The following is a 25,511-nucleotide window of genomic DNA, read 5'->3' as shown; positions in this document are numbered from 1 at the left end:
CCTGTTTCTTGGGCTGCGATTTAAAGAGCGGGAGTATACCCGATTCATTGCTGCGCACGCCCCCTGGAGCCTTATGCCACGCTGCTTTTGGTGTTCCGAAGATCCGCTGTACATGGCTTATCACGATCAGGAGTGGGGCACGCCGCTACGCGATGCGCAGGGATTGTTCGAGTTGCTTTTGCTCGAAGGGTTCCAGGCCGGGCTTTCCTGGATCACCGTGCTGCGCAAACGCGAGCATTATCGTCAGGTGATGTTCGGTTTTGAGGTCCAGCGCGTGGCGCAGATGAGCGATGCCGAAATCGACGAATTGATGCTCGATCCGGGCATCATCCGCAATCGCCTCAAGCTCAATGCGGCCCGGCGCAATGCCCAGGCCTGGCTGGCGCTGGAGGACCCGGTGGAATTTCTCTGGTCGTTTGTCGGTGGCACGCCTGTGATCAATCATTTCAGGGATCGCAGCGAAGTGCCGGCCGTCACGCCGACCGCCGTGGAAATGAGCAAAGGCCTGAAAAAAGCCGGCTTCACGTTCGTCGGGCCGACCATTTGCTACGCGCTGATGCAGGCCTCGGGCATGGTCATGGATCACACCCGGGACTGCGACCGCTACGCGCAGTTGGCGAACGGCGGTTAGAATGGCCGCCTCGCGCACAGCACAAGATCAGGAGTGAACTGTGGATAAGTTGAAAGGCGCCTTGCTGGTAGGCGCTCTGCGGCTGTTTGCCCTGCTTCCGTGGTGGGCGGTGCAGGCTGTGGGCTCGGCGATTGGCTGGGTCATGTGGAAAACCCCGAACCGTTCCCGCGACGTGGTACGGATCAATCTGTCCAAGTGCTTTCCGGAGATGGACCCCGTCGAGCGTGAGCGTCTGGTGGGCCAGAGCCTGAAAGACATCGGCAAGTCTCTCACCGAAAGCGCCTGCGCGTGGATCTGGCCGGCCCAGCGTTCCATCGACCTGGTGCGCGAGGTCGAAGGCCTCGATGTGTTGAAAGACGCCCTCGCCTCCGGCAAAGGCGTGGTCGGCATCACCAGCCACCTGGGCAACTGGGAAGTGCTCAACCACTTCTATTGCAGCCAGTGCAAACCGATCATTTTCTATCGTCCACCGAAGTTGAAGGCAGTGGATGAGTTGCTGCAAAAGCAGCGGGTGCAGTTGGGCAACAAGGTCGCTGCTTCCACCAAGGAAGGCATCCTCAGTGTCATCAAGGAAGTGCGTAAAGGTGGTGCAGTGGGTATTCCCGCTGACCCGGAACCGGCCGAATCCGCCGGGATCTTCGTGCCATTCTTCGCCACCCAGGCACTGACCAGCAAATTCGTTCCGAACATGCTTGCCGGCGGCAAAGCGGTCGGCGTGTTCCTGCATGCACTGCGCTTGCCCGACGGTTCCGGTTACAAGGTCATCCTGGAAGCTGCGCCCGAGGCCATGTACAGCACCGATACCGCGCAGTCCTGCGCGGCCATGAGCCAGGTGGTCGAGCGCTATGTTCGGGCGTATCCGAGCCAATACATGTGGAGCATGAAGCGCTTCAAGAAGCGTCCACCGGGTGAAGAGCGTTGGTATTGATTCAAATGGCATGATCTGTGGATAACCCTGGATTCGGGGTTATCCACAACCGTTCATCAGGGCGCAAAAAGATGTCCGAACACCGCAAGTCATTCCGCATCAAGATCAGTCACGAAAGCATTGGCGATTGCCTGGGCCAGACGCGCAACCTGTCGACCACCGGCGTTTACGTCAAGCATCCGCACCTGTCGGCGCTGCCCCGGGGCGCGGTGGTCTACGGGCAGGTGCAGGACTTACCCACAGGCGCGCCGCGGGTGCGCATGGAAGTGGTGCTGGTGGATGCCGAGGGCATCGGTTTGCGTTATCTCTGATCAGTGCGCCTGACGCTCAAGCTTCTTCAGGAACACTGTCATTTCCTTCTCTGCCTGCTTGTCGCCATGGCCGCGAGCAGCTTCCAGGCCTTGTTCCCAAGCCAGCCGCGCGGCCGCAAAGTCCGCCAGCGCCAGATGGGCCTTGCCCAGTAGTTTCCACGCCGCCGAATACTTCGGATCGAATTCGACGCAGCGCTGAAAATGCTCCACAGCCTTGGCGTTCTCCCCCAGATCCAGATAGCCCTTGCCCAGGCCGAAGCGCAGCAAAGCGTTATCCACACCCTTGGCGAGCATTTTTTCCAGGGATTCGATCATCTTTTGTGCCTTGGCTTATGTGGTGGTTGTGAGATTGCCTTCGCGGGCAAGCCCGCTCCCACAGTAATTGAAGTGAACATACATCTGGTGTACGACCGAAACTCCTGTGGGAGCGGGCTTGCCCGCGAAGAGGCCAGTCTGATCAACGAAAAGTCCGGATCAGAAGAAGCTCAACCCCACATGGAACAACTTCTCCACATCGCGAATATGCTTTTTATCCACAAGGAACAGGATCACATGGTCGCCCGTTTCGATCACGGTGTCGTCATGGGCGATGATCACTTCTTCATCGCGGATGATCGCGCCGATGGTGGTGCCCGGTGGCAGGCCGATGTTCTCGATGGCTCTGCCGATCACCTTGCTCGATTTCGCATCGCCATGGGCAATCGCCTCGATGGCTTCCGCTGCGCCCCGGCGCAGTGAGTGCACGCTGACGATGTCGCCGCGGCGCACGTGGGCCAGCAAGGTGCCGATGGTCGCCAGTTGCGGGCTGATGGCGATGTCGATGTCGCCGCCCTGGATCAGGTCGACGTAGGCCGGGTTGTTGATGATGGTCATCACTTTCTTCGCACCCAGGCGCTTGGCCAGCAGCGACGACATGATGTTGGCTTCGTCGTCGTTGGTCAGGGCGAGGAACAGGTCCGCATCGGCAATGTTTTCTTCCAGCAGCAGGTCACGGTCCGAGGCGCTGCCCTGCAACACCACGGTGCTGTCGAGGTGGTCCGAGAGATGGCGGCAGCGTGCCGGATTCATCTCGATAACCTTTACCTGATAACGGCTTTCGATGGCCTCGGCCAGGCGCTCGCCGATCTGCCCGCCACCGGCAATGACGATGCGTTTGTAAGTCTCGTCGAGACGGCGCATTTCGCTCATCACTGCGCGAATATTCGCTTTGGCAGCGATGAAAAATACCTCGTCGTCGGCCTCGATCACCGTGTCGCCCTGGGGCAGGATCGGCCGGTCACGACGGAAAATCGCCGCGACGCGGGTTTCCACGTTCGGCATGTGTTCACGTAACTGCCGCAGTTGCTGGCCCACCAGCGGCCCGCCGTAATAAGCCCGCACGGCCACCAGTTGCGCCTTGCCTTCGGCGAAGTCGATCACCTGCAAGGCACCGGGATGCTGGATCAGGCGCTTGATGTAGTTGGTGACCACCTGCTCGGGGCTGATCAGCACGTCCACCGGAATCGCTTCGTTCTGGAACAACTGCTCCTCGCGAGTCAGGTACGCCGCTTCGCGCACCCGGGCGATTTTTGTCGGTGTGTGGAACAGCGTGTGGGCGACCTGGCAGGCAACCATGTTGGTTTCATCGCTGTTGGTCACGGCGACCAGCATGTCGGCGTCATCGGCCCCGGCCTGACGCAACACGGTCGGGAATGAACCGCGACCCTGCACCGTGCGGATGTCCAGGCGGTCGCCAAGGTCGCGCAGGCGTTCGCCATCGGTGTCGACTACGGTGATGTCGTTGGCTTCGCTGGCCAGGTGTTCCGCCAGCGAACCGCCGACCTGCCCTGCTCCGAGGATGATGATTTTCATCCAGTCACTCCATTGAATCCATTTAACCGCGAGCGGCGGCGATCTTGATCAGCTTGGCGTAGTAGAACCCGTCGTGGCCGCCTTCCTGGGCCAACAACTGGCGACCATGGGGCTGCTTGATGCCGGCCGCTGTGGCGAGGTCCAGCTCACGGGCGCCCGGCGTGCGGGCGAGGAAGGCTTCAATGACTTCGGTGTTCTCGGTCGGCAGCGTGGAACAGGTGGCGTACAGCAGGATGCCGCCCACTTCCAGCGTGTTCCACATGGCGTCGAGTAGCTCGCCTTGCAGCACCGCCAGCGCGGCGATGTCGTCGGGTTGGCGAGTCAGCTTGATGTCCGGGTGACGACGAATCACGCCGGTGGCCGAGCATGGCGCGTCCAGCAGGATGCGCTGGAATGGCTTGCCGTCCCACCACGCCTGAGTGTCGCGGCCGTCGGCGGCAATCAGTTCGGCGTTCAGCTTCAGACGTTCGAGGTTTTCCCGCACCCGCACCAGCCGCTTGGCTTCGAGGTCTACCGCCACGACGCCGGCCAGTTTTGGCTCGGCTTCGAGAATATGGCAGGTCTTGCCACCCGGTGCGCAGCAGGCGTCCAAAACCCGTTGACCGGGGGCCAGGTCGAGCAGATCAGCTGCCAGTTGCGCGGCTTCGTCCTGCACGCTGATCCAGCCCTCGGCGAAACCCGGCAGGCTGCGCACGTCGGCGGCGGCTTCGAGCACGATACCGTCGCGGCTGTAGACACACGGCGTGGCGGCGATACCCGCGTCAGTCAATAGACCGAGGTAGGCATCCCGGGTGTGGTGGCGACGATTGACCCGCAAAATCATCGGCGGATGTGCATTGTTGGCGGCGCAGATGGCTTCCCACTGCTCTGGCCAGAACGCCTTCAGGGATTTCTGCAACCAGCGTGGGTGGGCGGTTCGCACCACTGGATCGCGTTCCAGTTCGGCGAAAATCGTTGCGCTTTCGCGCTGTGCGTTGCGTAACACAGCGTTGAGCAACGCCTTGGCCCAAGGCTTTTTCAGCTTGTCGGCGCAACCGACGGTTTCACCAATGGCGGCATGGGCCGGGACGCGGGTGTAGAGCAACTGATAGAGGCCGACCAGCAGCAGCGCCTCGACATCGGCGTCGGCGGCCTTGAACGGTTTCTGCAGCAGCTTGGCCGCCAGCGCTGACAGGCGTGGCTGCCAGCGTGCGGTGCCGAACGCCAGGTCCTGGGTGAAGCCGCGATCACGGTCCTCGACCTTGTCCATCTGCGTAGGCAGCGAACTGTTCAGCGAGGCTTTTCCGTTCAGGACGGCAGCGAGTGCCTTGGCGGCGGCCAGACGCGGATTCATTGAGCGTCCGCCGTTTGACCGAGGACAGTGCCGGTGGCGAATTTCTCGCGACGGCTGTTGAACAGATCGCTGAAGTTCAGCGCCTTGCCGCCGGGCAATTGCAGGCGGGTCAGGCACAGGGCCTGCTCACCGCAAGCGACGATCAGACCGTCCTTGCTGGCGCCGAGGATTTCACCCGGGGCGCCTTTGCCTTCGGCGAGGTTGGCGGCCAGCACCTTCAGTGCTTCGCCATTCAAGGTGCTGTGGGTGATCGGCCACGGGTTGAAGGCACGGACCAGACGCTCCAGCTCAATCGCCGGGCGATTCCAGTCGATGCGTGCTTCGTCCTTGTTCAATTTGTGCGCGTAGGTGGCCAGACTATCGTCCTGCACTTCGCCTTCCAGCGTGCCATTGGCGAGGCCGGCAATCGCTTGGATCACGGCCGGTGGACCCATTTCGGCCAGACGGTCGTGAAGGCTGCCGCCGGTGTCTTCGGCGCTGATCGGGGTGGTGACCTTGAGCAGCATCGGCCCGGTGTCGAGGCCGGCTTCCATGCGCATCACGGTCACGCCGCTTTCGGCGTCGCCCGCTTCCACGGCACGCTGGATCGGTGCCGCACCACGCCAGCGCGGCAGTAGCGAGGCGTGACTGTTGATGCAACCCAGGCGCGGAATGTCCAGCACCACTTGCGGCAGGATCAGGCCGTAGGCGACCACCACCATCAAGTCCGGCTTCAGTGCGGCCAGTTCAGCCTGAGCATCTTCGTTGCGCAGGGTCGGCGGTTGCAGCACCGGGATATTGTTTTCCAGCGCCAGCTGCTTGACCGGGCTCGGCATCAGTTTTTGCCCGCGACCGGCCGGACGATCCGGTTGGGTGTAGACCGCGACAATCTCGTAAGGGCTGCTCAGCAGGGCCTTGAGGTGTTCGGCGGCGAATTCCGGGGTGCCGGCAAAGACAATGCGCAGTGGCTCAGTCATGGGTGATTCTCTATTGCAAAGCATCTGAAAAGAAAAAGGCTTGCCGCAGCAAGCCTTTGAAGATGGGCATCAGGCGTTCTGGCGATGAAGCTTTTCCAGTTTCTTCTTGATGCGGTCGCGTTTGAGCGTGGACAGGTAATCGACGAACAATTTGCCGTTGAGGTGGTCGCATTCATGCTGGATGCACACCGCGAGCAAATCTTCGGCGATCAGTTCGTAAGGTTGGCCGTCGCGGTCCAGCGCCTTGACCTTGACCCGTTGCGGGCGATCGACGTTTTCGTAGAAGCCTGGCACCGACAGGCAGCCTTCCTGATACTGACCCATCTCGTCGGTCAGCGGTTCGAACTCGGGGTTGATGAACACTCGAGGTTCGGTGCGGTCCTCGGAGAGGTCCATCACGACGATACGTTTGTGCACGTTGACCTGGGTCGCGGCGAGGCCGATGCCCGGTGCTTCATACATTGTTTCAAACATGTCATCGACCAACTGACGCACTTCGTCGTCCACTACGGCCACTGGTTTGGCGATAGTACGCAGGCGCGGGTCAGGAAATTCGAGGATGTTCAAAATGGCCATAAGCTTGATGACTGCACGTGTGAAGTAAGGTCGGGCCGGTGGTCTGGCGAGTCCGAAGATGCAGGCCACCGTTGTAAAACGTAGCTCCCTTCTCTTCATAAGCAAGCCGGGAGCGAGCCACTGACGGCTCTGGCGTTTCACGCGAACGTACATAATAAAGGGATTCACCGCATGAGGAAATCACTACTCGCCCTGCTACTCCTGGCCTCGGCCGGTTTGGCCCACGGGCAAGTGCCGCTCAAGGAAGATATTCCCACCATAAAGCTGTCGCCTCAGGTGCGCAGCAGCCCGGTGATCGAGACCATCCCGAACATTGCGCTGAAAACGATCAATAGTTTTTTGCTGAGCAACCGCATCGTCGACAAGGCCGAGGATTTCGACACGGCGCCCTACATCGTCGCTGGCGATGCCGAACGCGTACTCAGCGGCGCGGGTGACCGGATCTTTGCCCGCGGCCATTTCGATCCGGCGCAAACGGCGTACGGCATCTTCCGTCAGGGCAAGGTCTACACCGATCCGCAGAGCAAAGAGTTCCTGGGGATTAACGCCGACGACATCGGCGGCGGCGAGGTCGTGGCCACCGAAGGCGACGTCGCCACCCTGGTGCTGCAACGCACGACCCAGGAGGTCCGCCTCGGCGACCGCCTGTTCAGCGGCGAAGAGCGCCCGATCAATTCGACCTTCACGCCCAGCACGCCGGGCACCGAGATCAACGGCTTGATCATCGATGTGCCGCGCGGGGTGACGCAGATCGGCGCACTGGACGTGGTCACGCTGAACAAGGGGCGGCGCGACGGTCTGGCCGAAGGCAATCTGCTGGCGGTGATGAAAACCGGCGAAACCGTGCGGGACCGGATCACCGGCCAGCCGTTGAAAATTCCCGATGAGCGCGCCGGTCTGCTGCTGGTTTTCCGTACTTACGACAAACTCAGCTACGGGCTGGTGCTCAATGCATCGCGCTCGCTGGCGGTCTTGGACAAGGTGCGAAATCCCTGAGTGTGCTTCACAAGTTACCAACAGACTTATCCACAGCTTATTCCCATTTGTATGGGTGCTCATAACGATCAAGGATGATCCATGTCGCTGTCTGCTGTTACACCGGTTTCCCCCGCGGAACTGGAAGCTCGTTTACGCCTGCACCGTTTGCCGGAACTCGGCCCGGTGCGTTTCAAGAGGTTGCTCGAGGCCTTCGGTTCGGCGTCCAAAGCCATCAGCGCGCCGGCCAGTGCCTGGCGTGCACTGGGCCTGCCGCCGGCGTGCTCGCAGGCTCGCCGTTGCGCTGACATTCGCGATGGCGCGAGCCACGCATTGGCATGGCTGGAGCGCCCGGCCCAGCATTTATTGATGTGGGACCAGCCGGACTATCCGGCACTGCTGGCGCAAATCAGCGATGCGCCACCGCTGTTATTTGTCGCGGGCGATCCGGGCATTCTGGAAAAACCACAACTGGCGATGGTCGGCAGCCGTCGCGCGTCCCGGCCGGGGATGGACACCGCTGCCGCGTTTTCCCGCAGCCTGGCGGGCGCCGGTTTTGTCATTACCAGCGGCCTGGCCCTGGGCATTGACGCCGCCGCGCATCAGGCCGCGCTGGACGTCGGCGGGCAAACGGTCGGTGTGCTCGGCACGGGGCTTGAGAAGTTTTATCCACAGCGCAATCGACGCCTGGCGGACGCCATGATTGCTTCGGGCAGCGCGGTGCTTTCGGAGTTTCCGCTGGATGCAGGCCCCAGCGCCGGCAACTTCCCTCGACGTAACCGGATTATCAGTGGTTTGTCCCTTGGGGTGCTGGTGGTCGAAGCCAGTGTCGCCAGCGGTTCACTGATCACCGCGAGGCTCGCGGCGGAACAGGGGCGCGAGGTGTTTGCGATGCCCGGTTCGATCCATCATCCCGGCGCCCGGGGCTGCCATCAGTTGATCCGTGACGGTGCGGTGCTGGTGGAAACCATCGAACATATCCTCGAGGCCTTGCGTGGCTGGCAACGGCTGTCGTTATCCACAGAAACCTGCACCCCTGCAACGACTCACCCGCTGTTGAAGTTATTGCATGCCGCGCCTCACACCAGTGAAGCGCTGGCCGAGGCAAGTGGCTGGGCCTTGCCCAAAGTGCTGGCGGCGTTGACGGAACTGGAAATGGACGGTCGCGCCGTTTGCGAAAGCGGGCGCTGGTTTGCGCGGGTGAGCTAGGTTTTATAAACAAGATCGGTAAACTGCGCAGAGCCTTATTCTGGAGTGTTTTTCATGGTCAACAGTTGGCGTGTGCAACAAGCCGCGCAAGCAATTCGCGCCGGGGCGGTGATTGCCTACCCAACCGAAGCAGTCTGGGGGCTGGGTTGCGACCCGTGGGACGAAGAAGCGGTCGAACGTTTGCTGCTGATCAAGGGCCGGTCTGTGGACAAGGGCCTGATCCTGGTCGCCGACAACATCCGTCAGTTCGATTTCCTTTTCGAAGACTTCCCCGAGTTGTGGATGGACCGCATGGCCAGTACCTGGCCGGGACCGAACACCTGGCTGGTGCCGCACCAGAACCTGCTGCCGCAGTGGATTACCGGCGTGCATGAAACCGTGGCGCTGCGGGTCAGCGATCACCCTCTGGTGCGGGACTTGTGCGCGCTGGTCGGGCCGCTGGTGTCGACGTCGGCCAACCCGCAGGGACGTCCGGCGGCGCGTACGCGGATTCGCGTCGAGCAGTATTTCCGTGGCCAAGTGGATCTGGTGCTGGGTGGCAATCTGGGCGGGCGCAAGAACCCGAGCGTGATTCGCGATCTGGCGACCGGCAAGGTTGTGCGCCCGGATTGAGACCGGGTTGACCTCATTCGCGAGCAAGCCCGCTCCCACACGACACAAATCCAGTGTGGGAGCGGGCTTGCTCGCGAAGGGGCCCTACCAGTCAACTACCCATTCAGGGCAACAGCACAACCGAACCCGTTGTGCGCCGCGCCGACAACTCGGTCTGCGCTTTCGCCGCTTCAGCCAGTGGATAGCGCTGGCTGATGTCCACCGTCAGCTTGCCGCTGATGATCATCTCGAACAGTTCGTCGGCCATTCGTTGCAGGTTCTCGGCGTTGTTCGCATAAGTGCCCAGGGTTGGCCGGGTCACGTACAGCGAACCTTTGCCCGCGAGAATCCCCAGGTTCACGCCGTCCACTGCGCCGGATGCATTGCCGAAGCTCACCACCAGCCCTCGCGGCGCCACACTGTCGAGTGAGGTCAGCCAGGTGTCCTTGCCGACGCCGTCGTACACCACCGGGACTTTTTTACCGTCAGTCAACTCCAGCACACGTTGTGCGACGTTTTCATGGCTGTAGTCGATGGTCGCCCAGGCACCGTTGGCCTTGGCCAGTGCGGCTTTCTCTGCCGAGCTGACCGTGCCGATCAGCTTCACGCCCAAGGCCCTGGCCCATTGGCAAGCCAGGGAACCGACACCACCGGCCGCGGCGTGGAACAGGATGGTTTCGCCGCCTTTGAGTTCATAGGTCTGACGCAGCAGGTACTGCACGGTCAGGCCCTTGAGCATCACGCCGGCGGCTTGTTCGAAGCTGATGGCGTCCGGCAGTTTCACCAGATTGGCCTCGGGCAAGACGTGAACATCGCTGTAGGCGCCCAGAGGGCCGCTGCCATAGGCCACGCGATCACCGACCTTGAAGCGGGTCACGTCGCTGCCCACCGCGTCGACCACGCCCGCGCCTTCGGAGCCGACACCCGATGGCAGGGACGGCGGCGGGTACAGACCGCTGCGGTAATAGGTGTCGATGAAGTTCAGGCCGATGGCCTTGTTGGTCACGCGCACTTCCTTCGGACCTGGCTCGGCGGGCTGGTAATCCACATATTCGAGCACTTCGGGACCGCCATGGGCGCGGAACTGGATACGCTTTGCCATCAGAACTCTCCATAGATCGTTTTACCAAGCGCCCTATCGGACTCCTAAGCTTGATCGTCGTCAACTGCGAAGGGGTAACTTGCGATGTTATGCTACGAGCCCATTTGCGCAGGCTGAGCTCCAATGGAGCGCCGCGTAGTTTTGCCCGATTCAAGGTGAAGACATGACGACCCGCACCGAGGCTGTAAAAGCCTACCTGCTCGACCTGCAAGAGCGTATTTGCGCTGCCCTGGAAGCCGAAGACGGTGGTACGCAATTCGTCGAAGACGCCTGGACCCGGCCTGCCGGCGGTGGCGGTCGCACCCGCGTGATTGAAAACGGCGCGGTGATTGAAAAGGGCGGCGTCAACTTTTCCCACGTCTTTGGCAGCGGTCTCCCACCCTCTGCCAGCGCCCATCGACCGGAACTGGCCGGTCGTGGCTTCGAAGCCCTGGGCGTGTCGCTGGTGATCCACCCGCACAATCCGCATGTGCCGACTTCCCACGCCAACGTGCGTTTTTTCATCGCCGAAAAAGAAGGCGAAGAGCCGGTCTGGTGGTTCGGCGGTGGCTTTGACCTGACCCCTTATTACGGTAACGAAGAAGATTGCATCCACTGGCACCGCGTCGCCGAGCAGGCCTGCGCGCCGTTCGGTCCTGACGTTTACCCGCGTTTCAAGGCTTGGTGCGACAGCTACTTCCACATCAAGCATCGCCACGAGCCGCGTGGCATCGGCGGGCTGTTTTTCGACGACCTGAACGAGTGGGATTTCGACACCAGCTTCGCTTTCATGCGCGCCATCGGCGATGCGTACATCGACGCCTACCTGCCCATCGTGCAGCGCCGCAAGAACGATGCGTTCACCGCCCAGCAGCGTGAATTCCAGGAATTCCGCCGTGGTCGCTACGTTGAATTCAACCTGGTCTATGACCGCGGCACGCTGTTTGGCCTGCAATCGGGCGGGCGTACCGAGTCGATCTTGATGTCGCTGCCACCACAAGTGCGCTGGAGTTACGACTGGAAGGCTACGCCTGGCAGCGAAGAAGCGCGCCTGACCGAGTACTTCCTGCAAGACCGCGATTGGTTGGCCGAAGCCTGAACGAGGAATCCTGATGGACCGTTATGTCGTATTCGGTAACCCGATTGGCCACAGCAAGTCGCCGCTGATCCATCGCCTGTTTGCAGAGCAGACTGCGCAGAAACTGGACTACAACACACTGCTGGCGCCACTCGACGACTTTTCCACTTGTGCCCGGACGTTTTTCCTCGAGGGACGCGGCGCCAATGTGACGGTGCCGTTCAAGGAAGAGGCCTATCGGCTGGCGAACAGCCTGACGGCACGGGCGCAGCGGGCGGGTGCGGTCAATACCCTGAGCAAACTGGCCGATGGCAGTCTGCTGGGCGACAACACCGATGGTGCCGGGCTGGTGCGCGACCTGACGGTCAACGCCGGGTTCAGCCTCAAGGGCAAACGCATCCTGCTGCTCGGTGCCGGCGGTGCGGTGCGCGGTGCTTTGGAGCCGTTGCTGGCCGAGCAACCGGCGTCGGTGATCATCGCCAACCGCACGGTAGACAAGGCCGAGCTGCTGGCGGAATTGTTCGGCGATCTGGGGCCGGTATCGGCCAGTGGTTACGACTGGTTGCAGGAGTCGGTGGACCTGATCATCAACGCGACGTCGGCGAGCCTGACGGGCGATGTGCCGCCGATTGCACCCAGCCTGATCGAACCGGGCAAAACGGTGTGTTACGACATGATGTACGGTAAGGAACCGACCTCGTTTTGCCGCTGGGCCAGCGAACACGGCGCGGCGGTGGCAATGGATGGCCTGGGGATGCTGGCCGAGCAAGCGGCGGAAGCGTTCTTCCTGTGGCGTGGGGTGCGACCGGATACGGCGCCAGTCCTGGCTGAATTGCGGCGGCAGTTGGCTCTTTAAAAGCTTCGCGAGCAAGCCCGCTCCCACACGGGATCTGTGTCATGCACAAAACCAATGTGGGAGCGGGCTTGCTCGCGATGACGGCGGTACATCCAGCATTGATGTGCCAGACATACCGCTATCGCGAGCAAGCTCGCCCACAGTGATCAGAGTGAAGTCGGGTCAGTCTTCAAACCGGATCGGGCATTTCTCCGCCCCTTCGAGCTTCCTCAGTTCTTCCACCACCTGCGGCCGTGCCCGGCGCAAGGTCAGGCTGCGATCCTGACGCAACAGGCGCCGCGCTTCCTGATGCAGCATCTCCACCCCTGAATAATCGATGAAGTTGATCTGCTGCGCCTCGATCACCACGCGCGTGCCGTGCATGCGCTGCAGGCGTACTTGCAGGTAATGGCTGGCACCGAAAAAGATCGAACCGCCCACCCGCAGAATGTCCTCCTCGCCATCTCGCACATGCTGCACCCGTGGCTGCGATGTGCGTTTTAGGTAGAAGAACAGCGAGGCCAGCACGCCCGCGTAGATCGCTGTTTGCAATTCCAGCAGCAGCGTGGCGACGCAGGTCAGCGCCATGACCACAAATTCGGCGCGGCTGACCCGCAACAACGCGCGAATGCCGCGATGGTCCACCAGTCCCCAGGCGATCAACAGAATGCTCCCGGCCATGGCCGGAATCGGGATGTGCGCGATCAGGCTCGCGCCGAATATGGCGAACAGCGCCACCCACAGTGCCGAAAAAATTCCCGCCAGCGGTGAACAGGCTCCGGCCTCGTAGCTCAGTCCAGAGCGGGTAAAAGAACCGGCAGACAACGATCCGGAAAAAAACGCGCCGACGATGTTCGACAAGCCCTGGGCGCGAACTTCCTGGTTAGCGTCGAGCAATTGCTGCGAACGTGCGGAGATCGAGCGGGCAATCGACAGGCTTGTGACCAGCCCGAGCATGCCCACTGCCACGGCGCTGGGCAGCAGGCGCAGGATCAGATCGAGATCCAGCGGCAACGGACTGAAAGGCGGTAGCTTGCCGGTGAAGGCGCTGACCAGTTGCACGTGCCCGAACATCGATGGCCAGAGCCAGACCAGCAATCCGCCGAGAACCAGAGTGATCAGGAGCGTCGGCCAGCGTGGCAGCAGCAGTTTGAGGATCACGCCCACCACCACCGTCGCCAGCCCCAGCGCCAGCGAAGGTTTGTCCATTTCGTCGAGATGGCGCAACAACGTGATGAAACTATCCAGTGCGGTGGTTTGGCTGGGCAAGTCGAGCCCCAGCAGGTTAGGCAATTGACCAATGGCAATCACCACGGCAGCCCCCAGGGTGAAACCGAGTACCACCGAGTGCGAGACGAAATTCACCAGCGCGCCAAACCGCAGCAACCCCAGCAGCCACTGGAAGATGCCGGCAAGAAACGTCAGCAACAGGATCAACATGACGTAGTCCTGCGAGGCCGGCACGGCCAGAGGACTGACGCTGGCGTACAGGACAATCGAGATGGCCGCCGTAGGACCGCAGATCAAATGCCATGATGAACCCCACAGGCAGGCGATCAGCACCGGAATGATTGCGGCATACAGGCCGTATTCTGGCGGCAGGCCGGCAATCAGTGCGTAGGCAATGGATTGCGGCAACGCCAGAATCGCGCCGCTGAGGCCGACGATCAGGTCACGACCGACGCTGGCGCGGGTTTGCCGGGGTAGCCAGCTGAGAAACGGGAAGAGTGAATGGCGGCTTGGCAGGGCCATGGGGCCTCTCGGTCGGGAATTTTGCGCAAGGGTAGCAGGACATGATCTGTGGGAGCGGGCTTGCTCGCGAAGGCGGTGGGTCAGACAACATTAATGTCGACTGACCCACCGCCTTCGCGAGCAAGCCCGCTCCCACAAGTATTGGTTACAACTTGGCTTTCACCGCCGGCAACGCATCCTGCCCATCCACGGTCTTCACCCCATCGAGCCACTTGTCCAGTACCGCGGGGTTGGCCTTGATCCATGCCTTGGCCGCGTCGGCATTGCTGACTTTCTTGTTCACCACCTCGGCCATGATGCTGTTCTCCATGTCCTGGGTGAAACTCAGGTTGGTCAGCAGTTTGCCAACGTTCGGGCAGGCCTGTGCATAACCTTTGCGGGTCAGGGTGTGAACGCTGCCGGTGTCGCCGAAGTATTTCTCGCCACCCTTCAGATAGTGCATTTTCAGCTGCACGTTCATCGGGTGCGGAGTCCAGCCGAGGAAGGTCACGAACTTCTGTTTTTTCACCGCGCGGGACACTTCCGCCAGCATTGCCTGCTCGCTGGACTCGATCAGTTTCCACTGGCCCATGTCGAAATCGTTTTTCTTGATGATCTCTTGCAGCGAGATGTTCGCCGGCGCCCCGGAGCCGATGCCGTAGACCTTGCGGTCGAACTTGTCGGCGTATTTGTTCAGGTCGGCAAAGTCATGCACACCCGCGTCCCACACGTAGTCCGGGACGGCGAGGGTGAATTCGGTGCCGTCGAGGTTCTTCGCCAGTTGCGTGACATCGCCGCTGGCGACGAATTTGTCGTAGAAGCCCTGCTGCGCCGGCATCCAGTTACCCAGGAACACATCGACCTGGCCATCCTTGAGCCCGCCAAAGGTGATCGGCACCGCGAGGGTGTCGACCTTGGCCTTGTAGCCCATGCCGTCCAGCAGAAACCCGGTGATGGCATTGGTCGCGGCAATGTCGCTCCAGCCCGGGTCGGCCATCTTCACCGTTTCGCAACTCTGATCGGCAAACGCCGATGCACTGCCCAGAGCCAGGAGCCCGACCGTCAGTACTGTGGATAACCTTTGCATGGACTTCCCCTTAACTTTATTGGTTTTGGCAGGGTTATGGATAACGTGCTTTACGTTCCAGATCGTCGAGGTCGATGTGGTTGCGCATGTATTGCTGACTGGCGTCCACCAGTGGCTGGTGATCCCAGCTCTTCAGCTTGCCGAGGGTTAGCGCCTCGGCCACGAAACGCCGGCGCCGCTGGCTGGCAAGCACCTGCTGGTGAATCGCCGGGATGTTCCATTTGGCCCGCGCTTCGGCGAGAAAATCGTCGAACAGCTGGCGATGTTGCGGAGAATTACTGAGTTCTTCCTGTTCGCCAGGGTCGTTGTGTACGTCGAAGAGCAGGCAAGGGTCGTCTTCGCTATAGATAAATTTGTAGGCGCCCCGGCGGATCATCATCAACGGGCTGATGGTGCCTTCGGCCATGTATTCGCCGAATACTTCGTCGTGACCACCCTGCCCTTGCAGGTGCGGCACCAGCGAACGGCCATCCAGCGGCAAGTCCGGCTCCAGCGAGCCGCCGGCCAGTTCAACGAAGGTCGGCAACAGGTCGGCGGTCGAAACGCTGGCGCTGACCCGACCGGCACCGAATTGCCCCGGTGCGCTGATCAGCAGCGGCACCCGTGCGGCCATTTCATACCAGTGCATTTTGTACCAGAGGCCGCGCTCGCCGAGCATGTCGCCGTGGTCGCCGGAGAAGACGATGATGGTGTCGTCGATCAACCCGGTATCTTCGAGGGTTTGCAGAAGTTTGCCGACGTTGCTGTCGATATAGCTGCACGCGCCGAAATAGGCGCGGCGGGCATCGCGAATCTTATCCACAGGCAGCGGCTTGTCCCACAGGTCGTAGACCTTGAGCAAACGTTGCGAGTGCGGATCGAGGTCGTGCGGGTCCGGAGTTGTGGGTAACGGGATGTCGGCATCGTCGTACAAATCCCAGAAAGCCTTGGGAATCGTGTACGGATCGTGTGGGTGAGTCATCGAAACGGTGAGGCAGAACGGCTGATCGCCATCCTCGCGAATGTGATCGAACAGGTACTGCTGGGCCTTGAACACCACCTCTTCGTCGAAATCCAGCTGATTGGTGCGCACACACGGGCCGGCTTGCAGTACCGACGACATGTTGTGATACCAGGTCGGGCGCACGTCCGGTTCATCCCAGTTCACTGCCCAGCCGTAGTCGGCCGGGTAAATGTCACTGGTCAGGCGTTCTTCGTAGCCATGCAGTTGGTCCGGGCCGCAGAAATGCATCTTGCCCGACAGGGCGGTGCGGTAGCCGAGGCGACGCAGGTAGTGGGCATAAGTCGGAACGTCGGCGGGGAAGTCGGCGGCGTTGTCGTAGGCACCGATCTTGCTCGGCAACTGGCCGCTGACCAGGGTAAATCGCGACGGCGCGCACAGGGGGCTGTTGCAGTAAGCAGAGTCGAACACCACGCCTTGTGCGGCGAGACGGCTGAGATGGGGCAGCTTGATGGGCGATGGGCCGTAGAACGGCAACATTGGCGCGGCCATTTGATCGGCCATGATGAAAAGAATGTTCTTGCGCTTCATGTGATCGCGGCATTCCATAGTGGATGTTTATGCGAGAGTGCTGGCTTCGAGAATGAAACCCTCGCACCTTGCGGTAAAGCCCATGCGCGGCAATGACTAGGATAAGCACAGCTTATGTATGACGCCCTTGGTGACCTGTCACTGGATCTGCTTCGCGCCTTCGAAGCGGCGGCCCGTCAGCGCAGCTTTACCGCTGCGGCGGTTGAGCTGGGCACAACGCAACCGGCCATCAGCCAGCAGATCAAGCGCCTTGAAGAACAACTGGCGACCCGATTGTTCGACCGCATTTATCGTGGTATTGGACTGACCGAGGCCGGGCAGATACTTTTTGAGCAGGTTCAGCTCGGATTGCAGAATATCGACGCAGGATTGGGCGCGATCAGCGCACAGCAACAGCATGAAGTGCTGCAGGTTGCCACGGATTTTGCCTTCGCCGCCTATTGGTTGATGCCGCGTCTGCACCGCTTTCACGCGGCCAATCCGCAGGTGGATGTCAGCCTGGTCACCAGTGAACGCAGTCATAACATGCTACGTACTGATATCGATGTGGCGGTGCTGTTCGGCGATGGCCGCTTCAAGCAGGGTGAAAGCCATTGGCTGTTCAGCGAGGAAGTGTTTCCGGTGTGCAGCCCGCAGTTGTTGAGCGAGCGGAGCTTGCCCTTGCCGGCCCAGGCATTATTGGAGTTTCCGTTGCTGCACCTGCGTGGGGAACACAGCAGTAACTGGTTCGACTGGAGTGGTGTGTTCCGCGCCTTGGGCATCACCTCGCCCCCGGCGCCGGGACAGTTGCGCTTCGACAACTACACCCTGCTGATTCAGGCCGCGATTGGCGGTCAGGGCGTGGCCATTGGTTGGCGGCACCTTGTGGATAACTTGCTCGCGCAAGGGTTGCTGTGTCGACCGATCGGCGAAACGGTGATGTCGAGGCTGGGTTACTACGTGGTTCTGCCCCAGCGCAAACGGCGTGGAGCGTTGATCCAGCAGTTTGTGGATTGGCTGATGGCCGAGCAGGCCAGCAGTGCGGAGTCGTTGTCGGGGTTGTCATTGCCTTCGATTGCGGTGTGAAACGTGAAACGATCGCAACCTGTGCCGCGTGATCTGCTCGACCAGATATAGAGGATTTCAAATGCAACACATAACGGGCTACCACGCCCATGTCTATTTCGACGCCAGCACCATCGATCAGGCGCGAGCCTTGTGTGAGCAGGCGGCGCAATTGTTTCCACTGAAAATGGGCCGCGTGCACGAGCGCCCGGTCGGTCCGCACCCGGACTGGAGCTGTCAGTTGGCGTTCGAGCCGCAGGTCCTGGGCGACGTGCTGCCGTGGCTGGCGCTCAACCGCAAGGGGTTGGTGGTATTTCTGCACCCGGACACCGGTGACGATCTGCTCGACCATACCGAGCACGCGATCTGGATGGGGGCTATTCGCCCGCTGGATCTGTCTATTTTTTGATCAAATGGTTTCTTTCGCCTCGCCGGGCAAGTGTTCGTCCAGGTGCAGCCACGGCAAGCGGCTGTCGGTCCAGATGTGCCGCTCGGCCGGTGCTTGCTCGGGATGGTCGAGGGTGGCGATAGTCAGGTCGATGCTTTCCGGGCTCAGGTGCGTCACCAGTGCCAGTTGCGCCCCACAGTGGCCGCTCATGGCACTTCTCCTGAGGCGTCATTACAGGCGCCTTCGCGAGCAAGCCCGCTCCCACACTGGATCTGTGTCGTACACAAAGCTGATGTGGGAGCGGGCTTGCTCGCGAAGGCTGTAACTCGATTCACCTCTCAGCCCCGGTCCGACGACCGGTCGTGCATCCGGTCAAAGCTTTCATCACCGAAAGCTGGCTGAAAGCTTCCCCGATTAGGATCGCCCCCACTACCGGCAACAGACCGGTTGGCCAATGCCAGCGTGTTATCGCTCGCACAGCCCATTTAACAACAACAATGGTGATTCTGATGTCCTCTTCTACCCGCCGCTTCGCTGCAACTCCACCCGTACGCCTCGTGCTTCCTGTTCTGCGCTGATCCCGCCCGATCCGCCCATTCCCTAGCCGCGCTACGCCTGGAGTATTCCCATGCTGACTTTCCTTGGCTTCGCCATGGTCATCACGTTCATGTTCCTGATCATGACCAAGCGCCTGTCCGCGCTGATCGCCCTGATCATCATTCCGATTGTATTTGCCCTGTTCGGTGGTTTTTCGCCGAAGATCGGCCCGATGATGCTCGAAGGCATCACCAAGCTTGCGCCAACCGGCGTGATGTTGATGTTCGCTATTTTGTACTTCGCCCTGATGATCGACTCTGGCCTGTTCGACCCGGCCGTGCGCAAGATCCTCAAACTGGTCAAGGGCGACCCGTTGAAAGTTTCGGTCGGCACCGCCGTACTGGCGCTCGTCGTTTCCCTCGATGGTGACGGCGCGACCACTTATATGATCTGCGTGGCCGCCATGCTGCCGCTCTACAGCCGTATCGGCATGAGCCCGCGGATCATGGCCGGCCTGATCATCCTCGCCGGTGGCGTGATGAACATGACCCCATGGGGCGGCCCGACCGCTCGCGCTGCCAGCGCGTTGCATGTGGACCCGTCCGCCATCTTCGTACCGATGATTCCTGCGATGCTGGCCGGTGTGGTGGCGATCCTCGTCATTGCCTACTTCTACGGCAAGCGTGAACGTGCACGCCTGGGTGAACTGCACCTGGTGGGTGATGAAATCGACCACAGTGAAATCAGCGTTTCGCAGTTCCCGGATGCCCGTCGTCCGAAGCTGATCTGGTTCAACGGCGCCCTGACCCTGGCCCTGATGGGCACCCTGATCGCCGGTCTGCTGCCGTTGCCGGTGCTGTTCATGGTGGCGTTCAGTATCGCCATGATCGTCAACTATCCTTGCCTGCAACAGCAGAAGGATCGTGTCGCAGCTCACGCCGGTAGCGTGTTGGCGGTGGTCGGGCTGATCTTTGCGGCCGGTATCTTCACCGGTATCCTGACCGGCACCGGGATGGTCGACGCCATGTCGAAAAGCCTGCTGGCGGTGATTCCGGACTTCCTCGGCCCGTACCTGGCGGTGATCACGGCGCTGGTCAGCATGCCGTTCACCTTCTTCATGTCGAACGATGCATTTTATTACGGCGTGTTACCGGTTCTTGCCGAGGCCGCCAGTCATTACGGTATAACCGCGGTGGAAATGGCACGTGCCTCGATCGTCGGTCAGCCCGTCCACCTGTTGAGCCCGCTGGTTCCATCGACCTACCTGTTGGTGGCCCTGGCCGGTATCGACTTCGGTGACCACCAGCGCTTCACACTCAAGTGGGCAGTGCTGGTTTGTATCTGCATACTGATGGCTGCTTTGCTATTGGGGACTTTCCCGATGTTCAGCACTCTATAAGCCCAAGACTCACCACTTCGGGTCCAGGCTTCGCTGTTTGAAGCCCGGGCCCTTTTTGGTTTAACAATCGCTCAAAGGAATACACATGGAATGGCTGACCAACCCTGAAATCTGGGTTGCCTTCTTTACCCTGACCGCCCTGGAAATCGTCCTGGGTATCGATAACATCATCATGATTTCGATCCTGGTCAGCCGCATGCCCAAGCACATGCAGGCGCGCACCCGGATTTTCGGTCTGGCACTGGCCATGATCACGCGAATCCTGCTTCTGCTGTCGATCACCTGGGTCATGCGCCTGACGGCGGACCTGTTCGTAGTGCTCGACCAGGGTATTTCCGGACGCGACCTGATCCTGTTCTTCGGTGGTCTGTTCCTGCTGTGGAAGAGCTCGCAAGAGATGTACCACGCGCTGGAAGGTGAGGACGAAACCAGCGACGAGCCAAGCGGCAAGGGCGGTAATTTCCTCTATACGATTGTCCAGATCGCGATCATCGACATCGTGTTCTCCCTGGACTCGGTGATCACCGCGGTCGGCATGGTCTCCCACGTACCAGTCATGGTTGCGGCCATCATCGTGGCCGTGCTGGTGATGATGTGGGCATCTGGCACTATCAGTGAGTTCATCGACAAGCACCCATCGCTGAAGATGCTGGCGCTGTCGTTCCTGTTGATTGTCGGTACGGTGCTGATTGCCGAATCCTTCGACGTGCATGTGCCAAAAGGCTACGTCTACTTCGCCATGGCGTTCTCGCTGGCGGTGGAAGCGATCAACATCAGGATGCGTACCGCCATTGCGAAAAAGAAGAAGCAGCAGGAGCCGGTGAAACTGCGCAAGGACATTCCGGGGCAGTAACCCGAAAGCGCCAAGTACGCAAAACCTGTGGGAGCGAGCTTGCTCGCGATGGCGGTCTGTCAGTCAACATCTATGTTGAACCTGATGGCCTCATCGCGAGCAAGCTCGCTCCCACAGTGTTTTGTGTGGCTGGAAGATCGCCGTTTTCATGACGGTTTTGTTTCAATCCATTCTTTGGCTGTGCGATGCTGGCGCGCAGACCGTTAGCCAACTACAGCTTAAGTACAGAACGAAGAACGTAGAGCGTCGCGCGGTACCGTCAACTTGCTCCTTTGGAGCGCTACACCACAGGGGGCCTGTATGCTCACCCTGCTCAATTTACTTTCTGCCGTGGCCCTGCTGATCTGGGGCACGCACATCGTCCGAACCGGCATCCTGCGGGTCTACGGTACCAATCTGCGCCATGTCATTGGCCAGAACGTGTCCAAACGCTGGTTGGCTTTCGTCTCGGGGATCGTCGTGACAGCGATGGTCCAGAGCAGCAACGCCACCGCCATGCTCGTCACTTCCTTCGTCGGCCAGGGCCTGATGGCGCTGACCCCGGCGCTGGCCACCATGCTTGGCGCGGACGTCGGTACGGCACTGATGGCGCGGGTGCTGACGTTCGATCTGTCGTGGCTGTCGCCGTTGCTGATTTTTGTCGGGGTGATTTTCTTTCTGTCGCGCAAGCAGACCCGACTCGGACAGATGGGCCGTGTCGCCATTGGCTTGGGGTTGATCATTCTGGCGCTGCAACTGATTGTCGAAGCGGCGCATCCGATTACCCATGCCAAAGGCGTGAAGGTGATTTTCGCCTCGCTCACCGGCGACATCCTGCTCGACGCCCTGGTTGGCGCGCTGTTCGCGATGATTTCCTATTCCAGCCTGGCCGCTGTGCTGCTGACCGCGACCCTGGCCGGTGCCAACGTGATCAGCCTGCCGGTGGCCATCGGGCTGGTGATCGGCGCCAATATCGGCAGCGGCGTACTCGCCTTCCTCAGCACCAGCATGCAGAACGCCGCCGGGCGCCAAGTGGCGCTGGGCAGCCTGCTGTACAAACTGATTGGTCTTTTATTGATCATACCGGTGCTCGATCCGCTGGTGCACTGGCTCGATGGCTTCGATTTCAGCCCTCAGGAAATGGTCATTGGCTTTCACCTGCTCTACAACACCGCGCGCTGCCTGATCCTGCTGCCCAGCATCGATCCGATGGCCAGGTTTTGTGTCTGGGTGCTGCCGGAGCGCCCGCAGGCCAATGGCATGGCCAAGCCCCGGCATCTTGACCCCACGGCCTTGGTCACCCCCGGTTTGGCACTGGCCAACGCGGCCCGGGAAACCCTGCGCGTGGGCGATCTGATCGACAGCATGCTCGAAGCCATGCTCGATGTATTGCGCGGCAAGCAAACCGCCGTCACCCAGGAAATCCGCCGCCTGACCGACGATGTGGAGGCGCTCTACAGCGCGATCAAGTTGTATCTGGCGCAAATGCCCCGGGAAGATCTCAGCGATCAGGACAGCCGGCGCTGGGCGGAAATCATCGAACTGGCGATCAACCTGAAACTCGCCAGCGACTTGATCGAACGCATGCTGCGCAAGATTCAGCAGCAGAAAACCTCGCAGCGCCGGTCGTTTTCCGAAGTCGGGCTGGATGAATTGACCGGGCTGCATACTCGATTGATTTCCAGCCTGCGGCTCGGGATGTCGGTGTTTCTCAGCGGCGATCCGGAAAGTGCCCGGCAGCTGGTGCGTGAAAAACGTCGTTTCCGTGCACAGGAACGGCGTCTGGCCCATGCTCATGTCAGCCGCTTGCAACGTAAAATCGTGCAAAGTATCGAAACCAGTTCGTTGCATCTGGAGCTGATCGCCGACATGAAGCGTCTGAATTCACTGTTTTGCAGCAGTGCCTACGTAGTGCTGGAAACATCGGACACCGGCGCGCTGGTGGTCGACGATTTGAGTGACATCACGCATTCACCCTGAACGTCCACAGTTGCCTGAAGTCTGTTGAACTTACGCTCGCCGTATGGAAACCCGTTATGCGTTGTCTGTTGTTCGCCTGCCTGTTGCTTGGTGCATTCCCGTCATTCGCCCTGGATCGCTTTCAGGTCGAGGGCTACACCTTGCGCAACGGTCTGCAGTTGCTGCTCAAGCCCGGTACCGACCGCGGGCATGTGGCGATCCGGCTGGTGGTCGGTGTTGGCCTGGACGATTTCAACTGTGAAGAAAAGGAGTTGCCGCATCTACTGGAGCACCTGCTGTTCAGCGGCATCGACGCCAGCGGCGAAGGCGGCCTGGAAGAACGCATGCAGGCCTTGGGCGGTGAGTGGAACGCTTACACCAGTAACGCCGATACGACTTTCGTCATCGAGGCCCCGGCGAAAAACCAGCGCAAGGTACTCGACCTGCTGCTGGCGCTGCTGACCCAGACCCGCTTCGACGACTATGCGATCAACGCTGCCAAGCAAGTGGTCGAGCGTGAAGACGGCGGCCACTACTCGCACCTGCAACGCTGGCTCGATCGTCAGGACCTGGGCCACACCGCCAGCAACCAGCTGGCCGTGGAGCTGGGCCTCAAATGCCCGGAGCGTGCGCAAGTCGACGACCTGACCCGTGAGCAACTGGAGCAGGTGCGCAAGGACTGGTATGCGCCGAACAACATGACCCTGATTGTGGTCGGCGACCTCGACAAGTTGCTGCCGGCCTATCTGGAGCGGGCGTATGGCGCACTGGAAGCGATCACCCCTGGCGAGCATCCTCCGCTTCCGCAAATCCAGGTCAGCGCCGCCCATGAGCGCACTCTGGTTCACGGGTTTGTCGGCAACGGTGCCAAGTTGCACTGGCTGGTGCCGGAGCCGGTTCTGGAGGACGAACACGACGAAACCTTCGATTTGCTCAAGGATTATCTGGATTGGGCACTCTATCGCCAGTTACGCCTGGCTCACGGTTTGTCCTACGGCCCGTGGGCGGAACGCGAGGTGTTCGGCGGCGTCGGTTTCATGAGCCTCAATGCAGACCTTGAGCGCGACGACGTGCCCGAGGCCGAACAAGTGCTCGATGACTTGAAGGCCGGGTTGCTCAAGGATGGCCTCAAAGCCGACACCTTCGATCGCCTCAAACAGGCCGCCATTGCCCGCCAGGCCTGGGCTGTACAAGGCAACAGCGCGTTGGCCGACTATTACTGGAGCGCCATCGGCGACTACGAGGACGGCCAATTCGCCAACCCGGCCCGGGAGCTGCAAGCCGTGACGCTGGAAGAGGCGAACAAGGTCATGCGTGAATTGCTCCTGCAACCGGGGTATTTGCGGATCGAGAAGGCGTTGTTCAGTTATGACCAGTTGATGTGGTTGGTGGTCGGTGGGGTGGGGTTGATCGTGTTGATGTTTGTGGGCTGGCGTTTGCAGCGCAGGAAGTAACCACTCTGTTTGGCAAGCAAACTCCTTGTGGGAAACACAATCCCCCTGTGGGAGCGTGGTGTAACTGACCGTGAACCCTCGCCACAGCGCCTCGCCAACGGTACGCTGTCGAGGTTTTTTCCTACGACTACTGTGAACCTGCCGAATGCAAAACCTGACCCTTTTCGTACTGCGCATCCTCGAATTGATGAAGCGCTACCCTGGGGTCATCGCGCTCGGCGGTTTCATCTCCGGGGTGTGCAGTTTCATTTTGGTCGATCGCCAGCAAGGCCTGGCGAGCTGGATCACCACGATCATGCTGATCAGCTGGATCTGGTTGATGCTGGAAAACAGCCTGACCAAGCTGTTCACACGCATCTTCAAACGAGAAATCCCGGAACCGTTGCTGCGTTACGCGACGCAGATGATCCATCAGGAAAGCCTGTTCTTTGTCCTGCCGTTCTTCTTCATCACCACGACGTGGAACAGCGGCCAGTTGGTGTTCACCGGGCTGTTGGGTATCGCGGCGCTGATTTCGATTATCGACCCGCTCTACTACAAATGGCTGGCGCCACGGCGCTGGGCGTTTTTGGCCCTGCACACCCTGACCTTGTTTGCCGCGCTGCTCACCGCGTTGCCGGTGATCATGCACCTGACGACCGCGCAAAGTTTCAAATGGGCGCTGGGCATCTCGGTGCTGTTGTCGTTCCCGAGCCTGGCGTCGATCTTCCCGATTCGTACTGTGCGCAGTGCGCTGGCGATTTTGAGTATCACCCTGGGCATCGGTGTCGTTGGTTGGGAGCTGCGCTCGTGGGTGCCACCGGCGACGCTTTGGATGACCGATGTGGCCATCAGCACGCAAATGCAGGACCGCACGCCAGGCGCCAGTCTCGACGAAGTCAGCGCCGAGCAGATTCGCAATGGCGGGCTCTACGCGTACACCGCGATCAATGCCCCGCGTGGCCTGGATGAACGGATTTATCACGTCTGGCAATTCAACGGTAAAGAGGTCGACCGTATTCCCCTGGATATCCGTGGTGGGCGCAAGGAAGGTTACCGGGCCTGGACCCACAAGCAGAATTTCACGGGCAATCCGGCCGGCAAATGGCAGGTCCGGGTGCTGACCGAAGATGGCCAGGTCATCGGCGTGCTGCGTTTCGAAGTCACAGACAGCACAGCGATCAAAGAAAAGTAGTCCGGTTCGTGCTATTACGT

24 protein-coding genes and 1 pseudogene are annotated in these 25,511 nt (G+C 60.6%); 15 read left to right on the top strand and 10 right to left on the bottom strand.

Translation table 11 applies throughout. The annotated features are described in order from the left end of the window. Positions 1-73: 73 nt before the first annotated feature. The 3 genes from ABIA48_RS14920 to ABIA48_RS14910 all read left to right on the top strand — a co-directional run bounded on the left by ABIA48_RS14920 (position 74) and on the right by ABIA48_RS14910 (position 1,870). The gene (locus ABIA48_RS14920; protein WP_429489609.1) at positions 74-631 is read left to right on the top strand and encodes a DNA-3-methyladenine glycosylase I; all 558 of its coding nucleotides are present in this window, start codon (positions 74-76) and stop codon (positions 629-631) included. Between the two features lie 40 nt (positions 632-671). Further along, positions 672-1,559 (top strand): lysophospholipid acyltransferase, encoded by an 888-nt coding sequence (locus tag ABIA48_RS14915; RefSeq protein WP_277533262.1) that lies wholly within the window; start codon positions 672-674, stop codon positions 1,557-1,559. 71 nt (positions 1,560-1,630) lie between these two features. Next, positions 1,631-1,870 (top strand): PilZ domain-containing protein, encoded by a 240-nt coding sequence (locus tag ABIA48_RS14910; protein WP_429489606.1) that lies wholly within the window; start codon positions 1,631-1,633, stop codon positions 1,868-1,870. Here the strand turns inward: ABIA48_RS14910 and ABIA48_RS14905 are convergent, their stop codons facing one another. The 5 genes from ABIA48_RS14905 to def all read right to left on the bottom strand — a co-directional run bounded on the left by ABIA48_RS14905 (position 1,871) and on the right by def (position 6,586). Next, complete coding sequence (locus tag ABIA48_RS14905; RefSeq protein ID WP_108231839.1) at positions 1,871-2,185, bottom strand: tetratricopeptide repeat protein; 315 nt, start codon at positions 2,183-2,185, stop codon at positions 1,871-1,873. Between the two features lie 159 nt (positions 2,186-2,344). After that, on the bottom strand, positions 2,345-3,721 hold the full coding sequence (gene trkA, locus ABIA48_RS14900; RefSeq protein WP_007985091.1) for a Trk system potassium transporter TrkA: 1,377 nt from the start codon (positions 3,719-3,721) through the stop codon (positions 2,345-2,347). Positions 3,722-3,743: 22 nt separating this feature from the next. After that, positions 3,744-5,054, bottom strand: a complete 1,311-nt coding sequence (rsmB, locus tag ABIA48_RS14895) for a 16S rRNA (cytosine(967)-C(5))-methyltransferase RsmB (protein WP_429489604.1) — start codon at positions 5,052-5,054, stop codon at positions 3,744-3,746. Beyond that, positions 5,051-6,010, bottom strand: coding sequence for a methionyl-tRNA formyltransferase (gene fmt / locus ABIA48_RS14890; protein ID WP_429489602.1), 960 nt, complete (start codon positions 6,008-6,010; stop codon positions 5,051-5,053). Before fmt ends, rsmB begins: the two co-directional genes overlap by 4 nt. Positions 6,011-6,079: 69 nt before the next feature. Continuing rightward, positions 6,080-6,586: a peptide deformylase gene (def, locus tag ABIA48_RS14885; RefSeq protein WP_008002295.1), complete on the bottom strand. Its 507-nt coding sequence runs from the start codon at positions 6,584-6,586 to the stop codon at positions 6,080-6,082. A gap of 171 nt (positions 6,587-6,757) precedes the next feature. On the opposite strand from def, the gene ABIA48_RS14880 reads away from it, so the two are divergent. The 3 genes from ABIA48_RS14880 (at position 6,758) to ABIA48_RS14870 (ending at position 9,382) form a co-directional block, all read left to right on the top strand. Beyond that, positions 6,758-7,582, top strand: a complete 825-nt coding sequence (locus ABIA48_RS14880; protein ID WP_429489600.1) for a peptidoglycan-binding protein — start codon at positions 6,758-6,760, stop codon at positions 7,580-7,582. 81 nt (positions 7,583-7,663) lie between these two features. Then, on the top strand, positions 7,664-8,770 hold the full coding sequence (dprA, locus tag ABIA48_RS14875) for a DNA-processing protein DprA (RefSeq protein WP_429489598.1): 1,107 nt from the start codon (positions 7,664-7,666) through the stop codon (positions 8,768-8,770). Positions 8,771-8,824: 54 nt separating this feature from the next. Beyond that, complete coding sequence (locus ABIA48_RS14870) at positions 8,825-9,382, top strand: L-threonylcarbamoyladenylate synthase (RefSeq protein WP_007985104.1); 558 nt, start codon at positions 8,825-8,827, stop codon at positions 9,380-9,382. 103 nt (positions 9,383-9,485) lie between these two features. Here the strand turns inward: ABIA48_RS14870 and ABIA48_RS14865 are convergent, their stop codons facing one another. Beyond that, positions 9,486-10,463 carry an NADPH:quinone reductase gene (locus tag ABIA48_RS14865; protein WP_429489596.1) on the bottom strand — a complete coding sequence of 326 codons (978 nt, stop codon included), beginning with the start codon at positions 10,461-10,463 and terminating at the stop codon, positions 9,486-9,488. A gap of 163 nt (positions 10,464-10,626) precedes the next feature. Here ABIA48_RS14865 and hemF point away from each other — a divergent pair, with 163 nt between their 5' ends. Beyond that, positions 10,627-11,541 (top strand): oxygen-dependent coproporphyrinogen oxidase, encoded by a 915-nt coding sequence (hemF, locus tag ABIA48_RS14860; protein ID WP_429489594.1) that lies wholly within the window; start codon positions 10,627-10,629, stop codon positions 11,539-11,541. 13 nt (positions 11,542-11,554) lie between these two features. Continuing rightward, the gene (gene aroE / locus ABIA48_RS14855) at positions 11,555-12,376 is read left to right on the top strand and encodes a shikimate dehydrogenase (protein ID WP_429489592.1); all 822 of its coding nucleotides are present in this window, start codon (positions 11,555-11,557) and stop codon (positions 12,374-12,376) included. Between the two features lie 162 nt (positions 12,377-12,538). Here the strand turns inward: aroE and ABIA48_RS14850 are convergent, their stop codons facing one another. The 3 genes from ABIA48_RS14850 to betC all read right to left on the bottom strand — a co-directional run bounded on the left by ABIA48_RS14850 (position 12,539) and on the right by betC (position 16,704). Then, a complete protein-coding gene (locus ABIA48_RS14850; protein WP_429489590.1) occupies positions 12,539-14,107 on the bottom strand; it encodes a SulP family inorganic anion transporter in 1,569 nt (522 codons plus the stop codon). A 145-nt stretch (positions 14,108-14,252) separates the two neighbouring features. Next, positions 14,253-15,173, bottom strand: coding sequence for a choline ABC transporter substrate-binding protein (gene choX / locus ABIA48_RS14845; RefSeq protein ID WP_429489588.1), 921 nt, complete (start codon positions 15,171-15,173; stop codon positions 14,253-14,255). A gap of 34 nt (positions 15,174-15,207) precedes the next feature. After that, positions 15,208-16,704: a choline-sulfatase gene (gene betC / locus ABIA48_RS14840; protein WP_429489586.1), complete on the bottom strand. Its 1,497-nt coding sequence runs from the start codon at positions 16,702-16,704 to the stop codon at positions 15,208-15,210. 114 nt (positions 16,705-16,818) lie between these two features. Between betC and ABIA48_RS14835 the strand changes: the two genes are divergently transcribed. Both ABIA48_RS14835 and ABIA48_RS14830 read left to right on the top strand, forming a co-directional pair. Next, a complete protein-coding gene (locus ABIA48_RS14835; RefSeq protein ID WP_429489584.1) occupies positions 16,819-17,769 on the top strand; it encodes a choline sulfate utilization transcriptional regulator in 951 nt (316 codons plus the stop codon). A 61-nt stretch (positions 17,770-17,830) separates the two neighbouring features. Next, positions 17,831-18,157: a DOPA 4,5-dioxygenase family protein gene (locus ABIA48_RS14830; protein ID WP_008002280.1), complete on the top strand. Its 327-nt coding sequence runs from the start codon at positions 17,831-17,833 to the stop codon at positions 18,155-18,157. Here the strand turns inward: ABIA48_RS14830 and ABIA48_RS14825 are convergent. Then, positions 18,158-18,340, bottom strand: a pseudogene (locus tag ABIA48_RS14825) (GFA family protein); the annotation flags it as partial. A 424-nt stretch (positions 18,341-18,764) separates the two neighbouring features. Here ABIA48_RS14825 and ABIA48_RS14820 point away from each other — a divergent pair. The 5 genes from ABIA48_RS14820 (at position 18,765) to ABIA48_RS14800 (ending at position 25,491) form a co-directional block, all read left to right on the top strand. Continuing rightward, entirely contained in the window at positions 18,765-20,072 is a 1,308-nt protein-coding gene (locus ABIA48_RS14820) for a CitMHS family transporter (protein ID WP_429489582.1), read from the top strand. 85 nt (positions 20,073-20,157) lie between these two features. After that, positions 20,158-20,925 (top strand): TerC family protein, encoded by a 768-nt coding sequence (locus ABIA48_RS14815; RefSeq protein ID WP_429489580.1) that lies wholly within the window; start codon positions 20,158-20,160, stop codon positions 20,923-20,925. A gap of 300 nt (positions 20,926-21,225) precedes the next feature. Further along, a complete protein-coding gene (locus ABIA48_RS14810) occupies positions 21,226-22,884 on the top strand; it encodes a Na/Pi cotransporter family protein (protein ID WP_429489578.1) in 1,659 nt (552 codons plus the stop codon). Positions 22,885-22,940: 56 nt separating this feature from the next. Next, the gene (locus ABIA48_RS14805) at positions 22,941-24,317 is read left to right on the top strand and encodes a M16 family metallopeptidase (protein ID WP_429489577.1); all 1,377 of its coding nucleotides are present in this window, start codon (positions 22,941-22,943) and stop codon (positions 24,315-24,317) included. Positions 24,318-24,462: 145 nt separating this feature from the next. Beyond that, positions 24,463-25,491: a DUF5924 family protein gene (locus ABIA48_RS14800; protein ID WP_007992173.1), complete on the top strand. Its 1,029-nt coding sequence runs from the start codon at positions 24,463-24,465 to the stop codon at positions 25,489-25,491. Positions 25,492-25,511: the final 20 nt, after the last annotated feature.

Source organism: Pseudomonas sp. S30_BP2TU TE3576 (assembly GCF_050436025.1).
Taxonomy (GTDB): domain Bacteria; phylum Pseudomonadota; class Gammaproteobacteria; order Pseudomonadales; family Pseudomonadaceae; genus Aquipseudomonas.
Note: the sequence above shows the minus strand (reverse complement) of the source record. Positions and strands in the feature narration are given on the sequence as shown.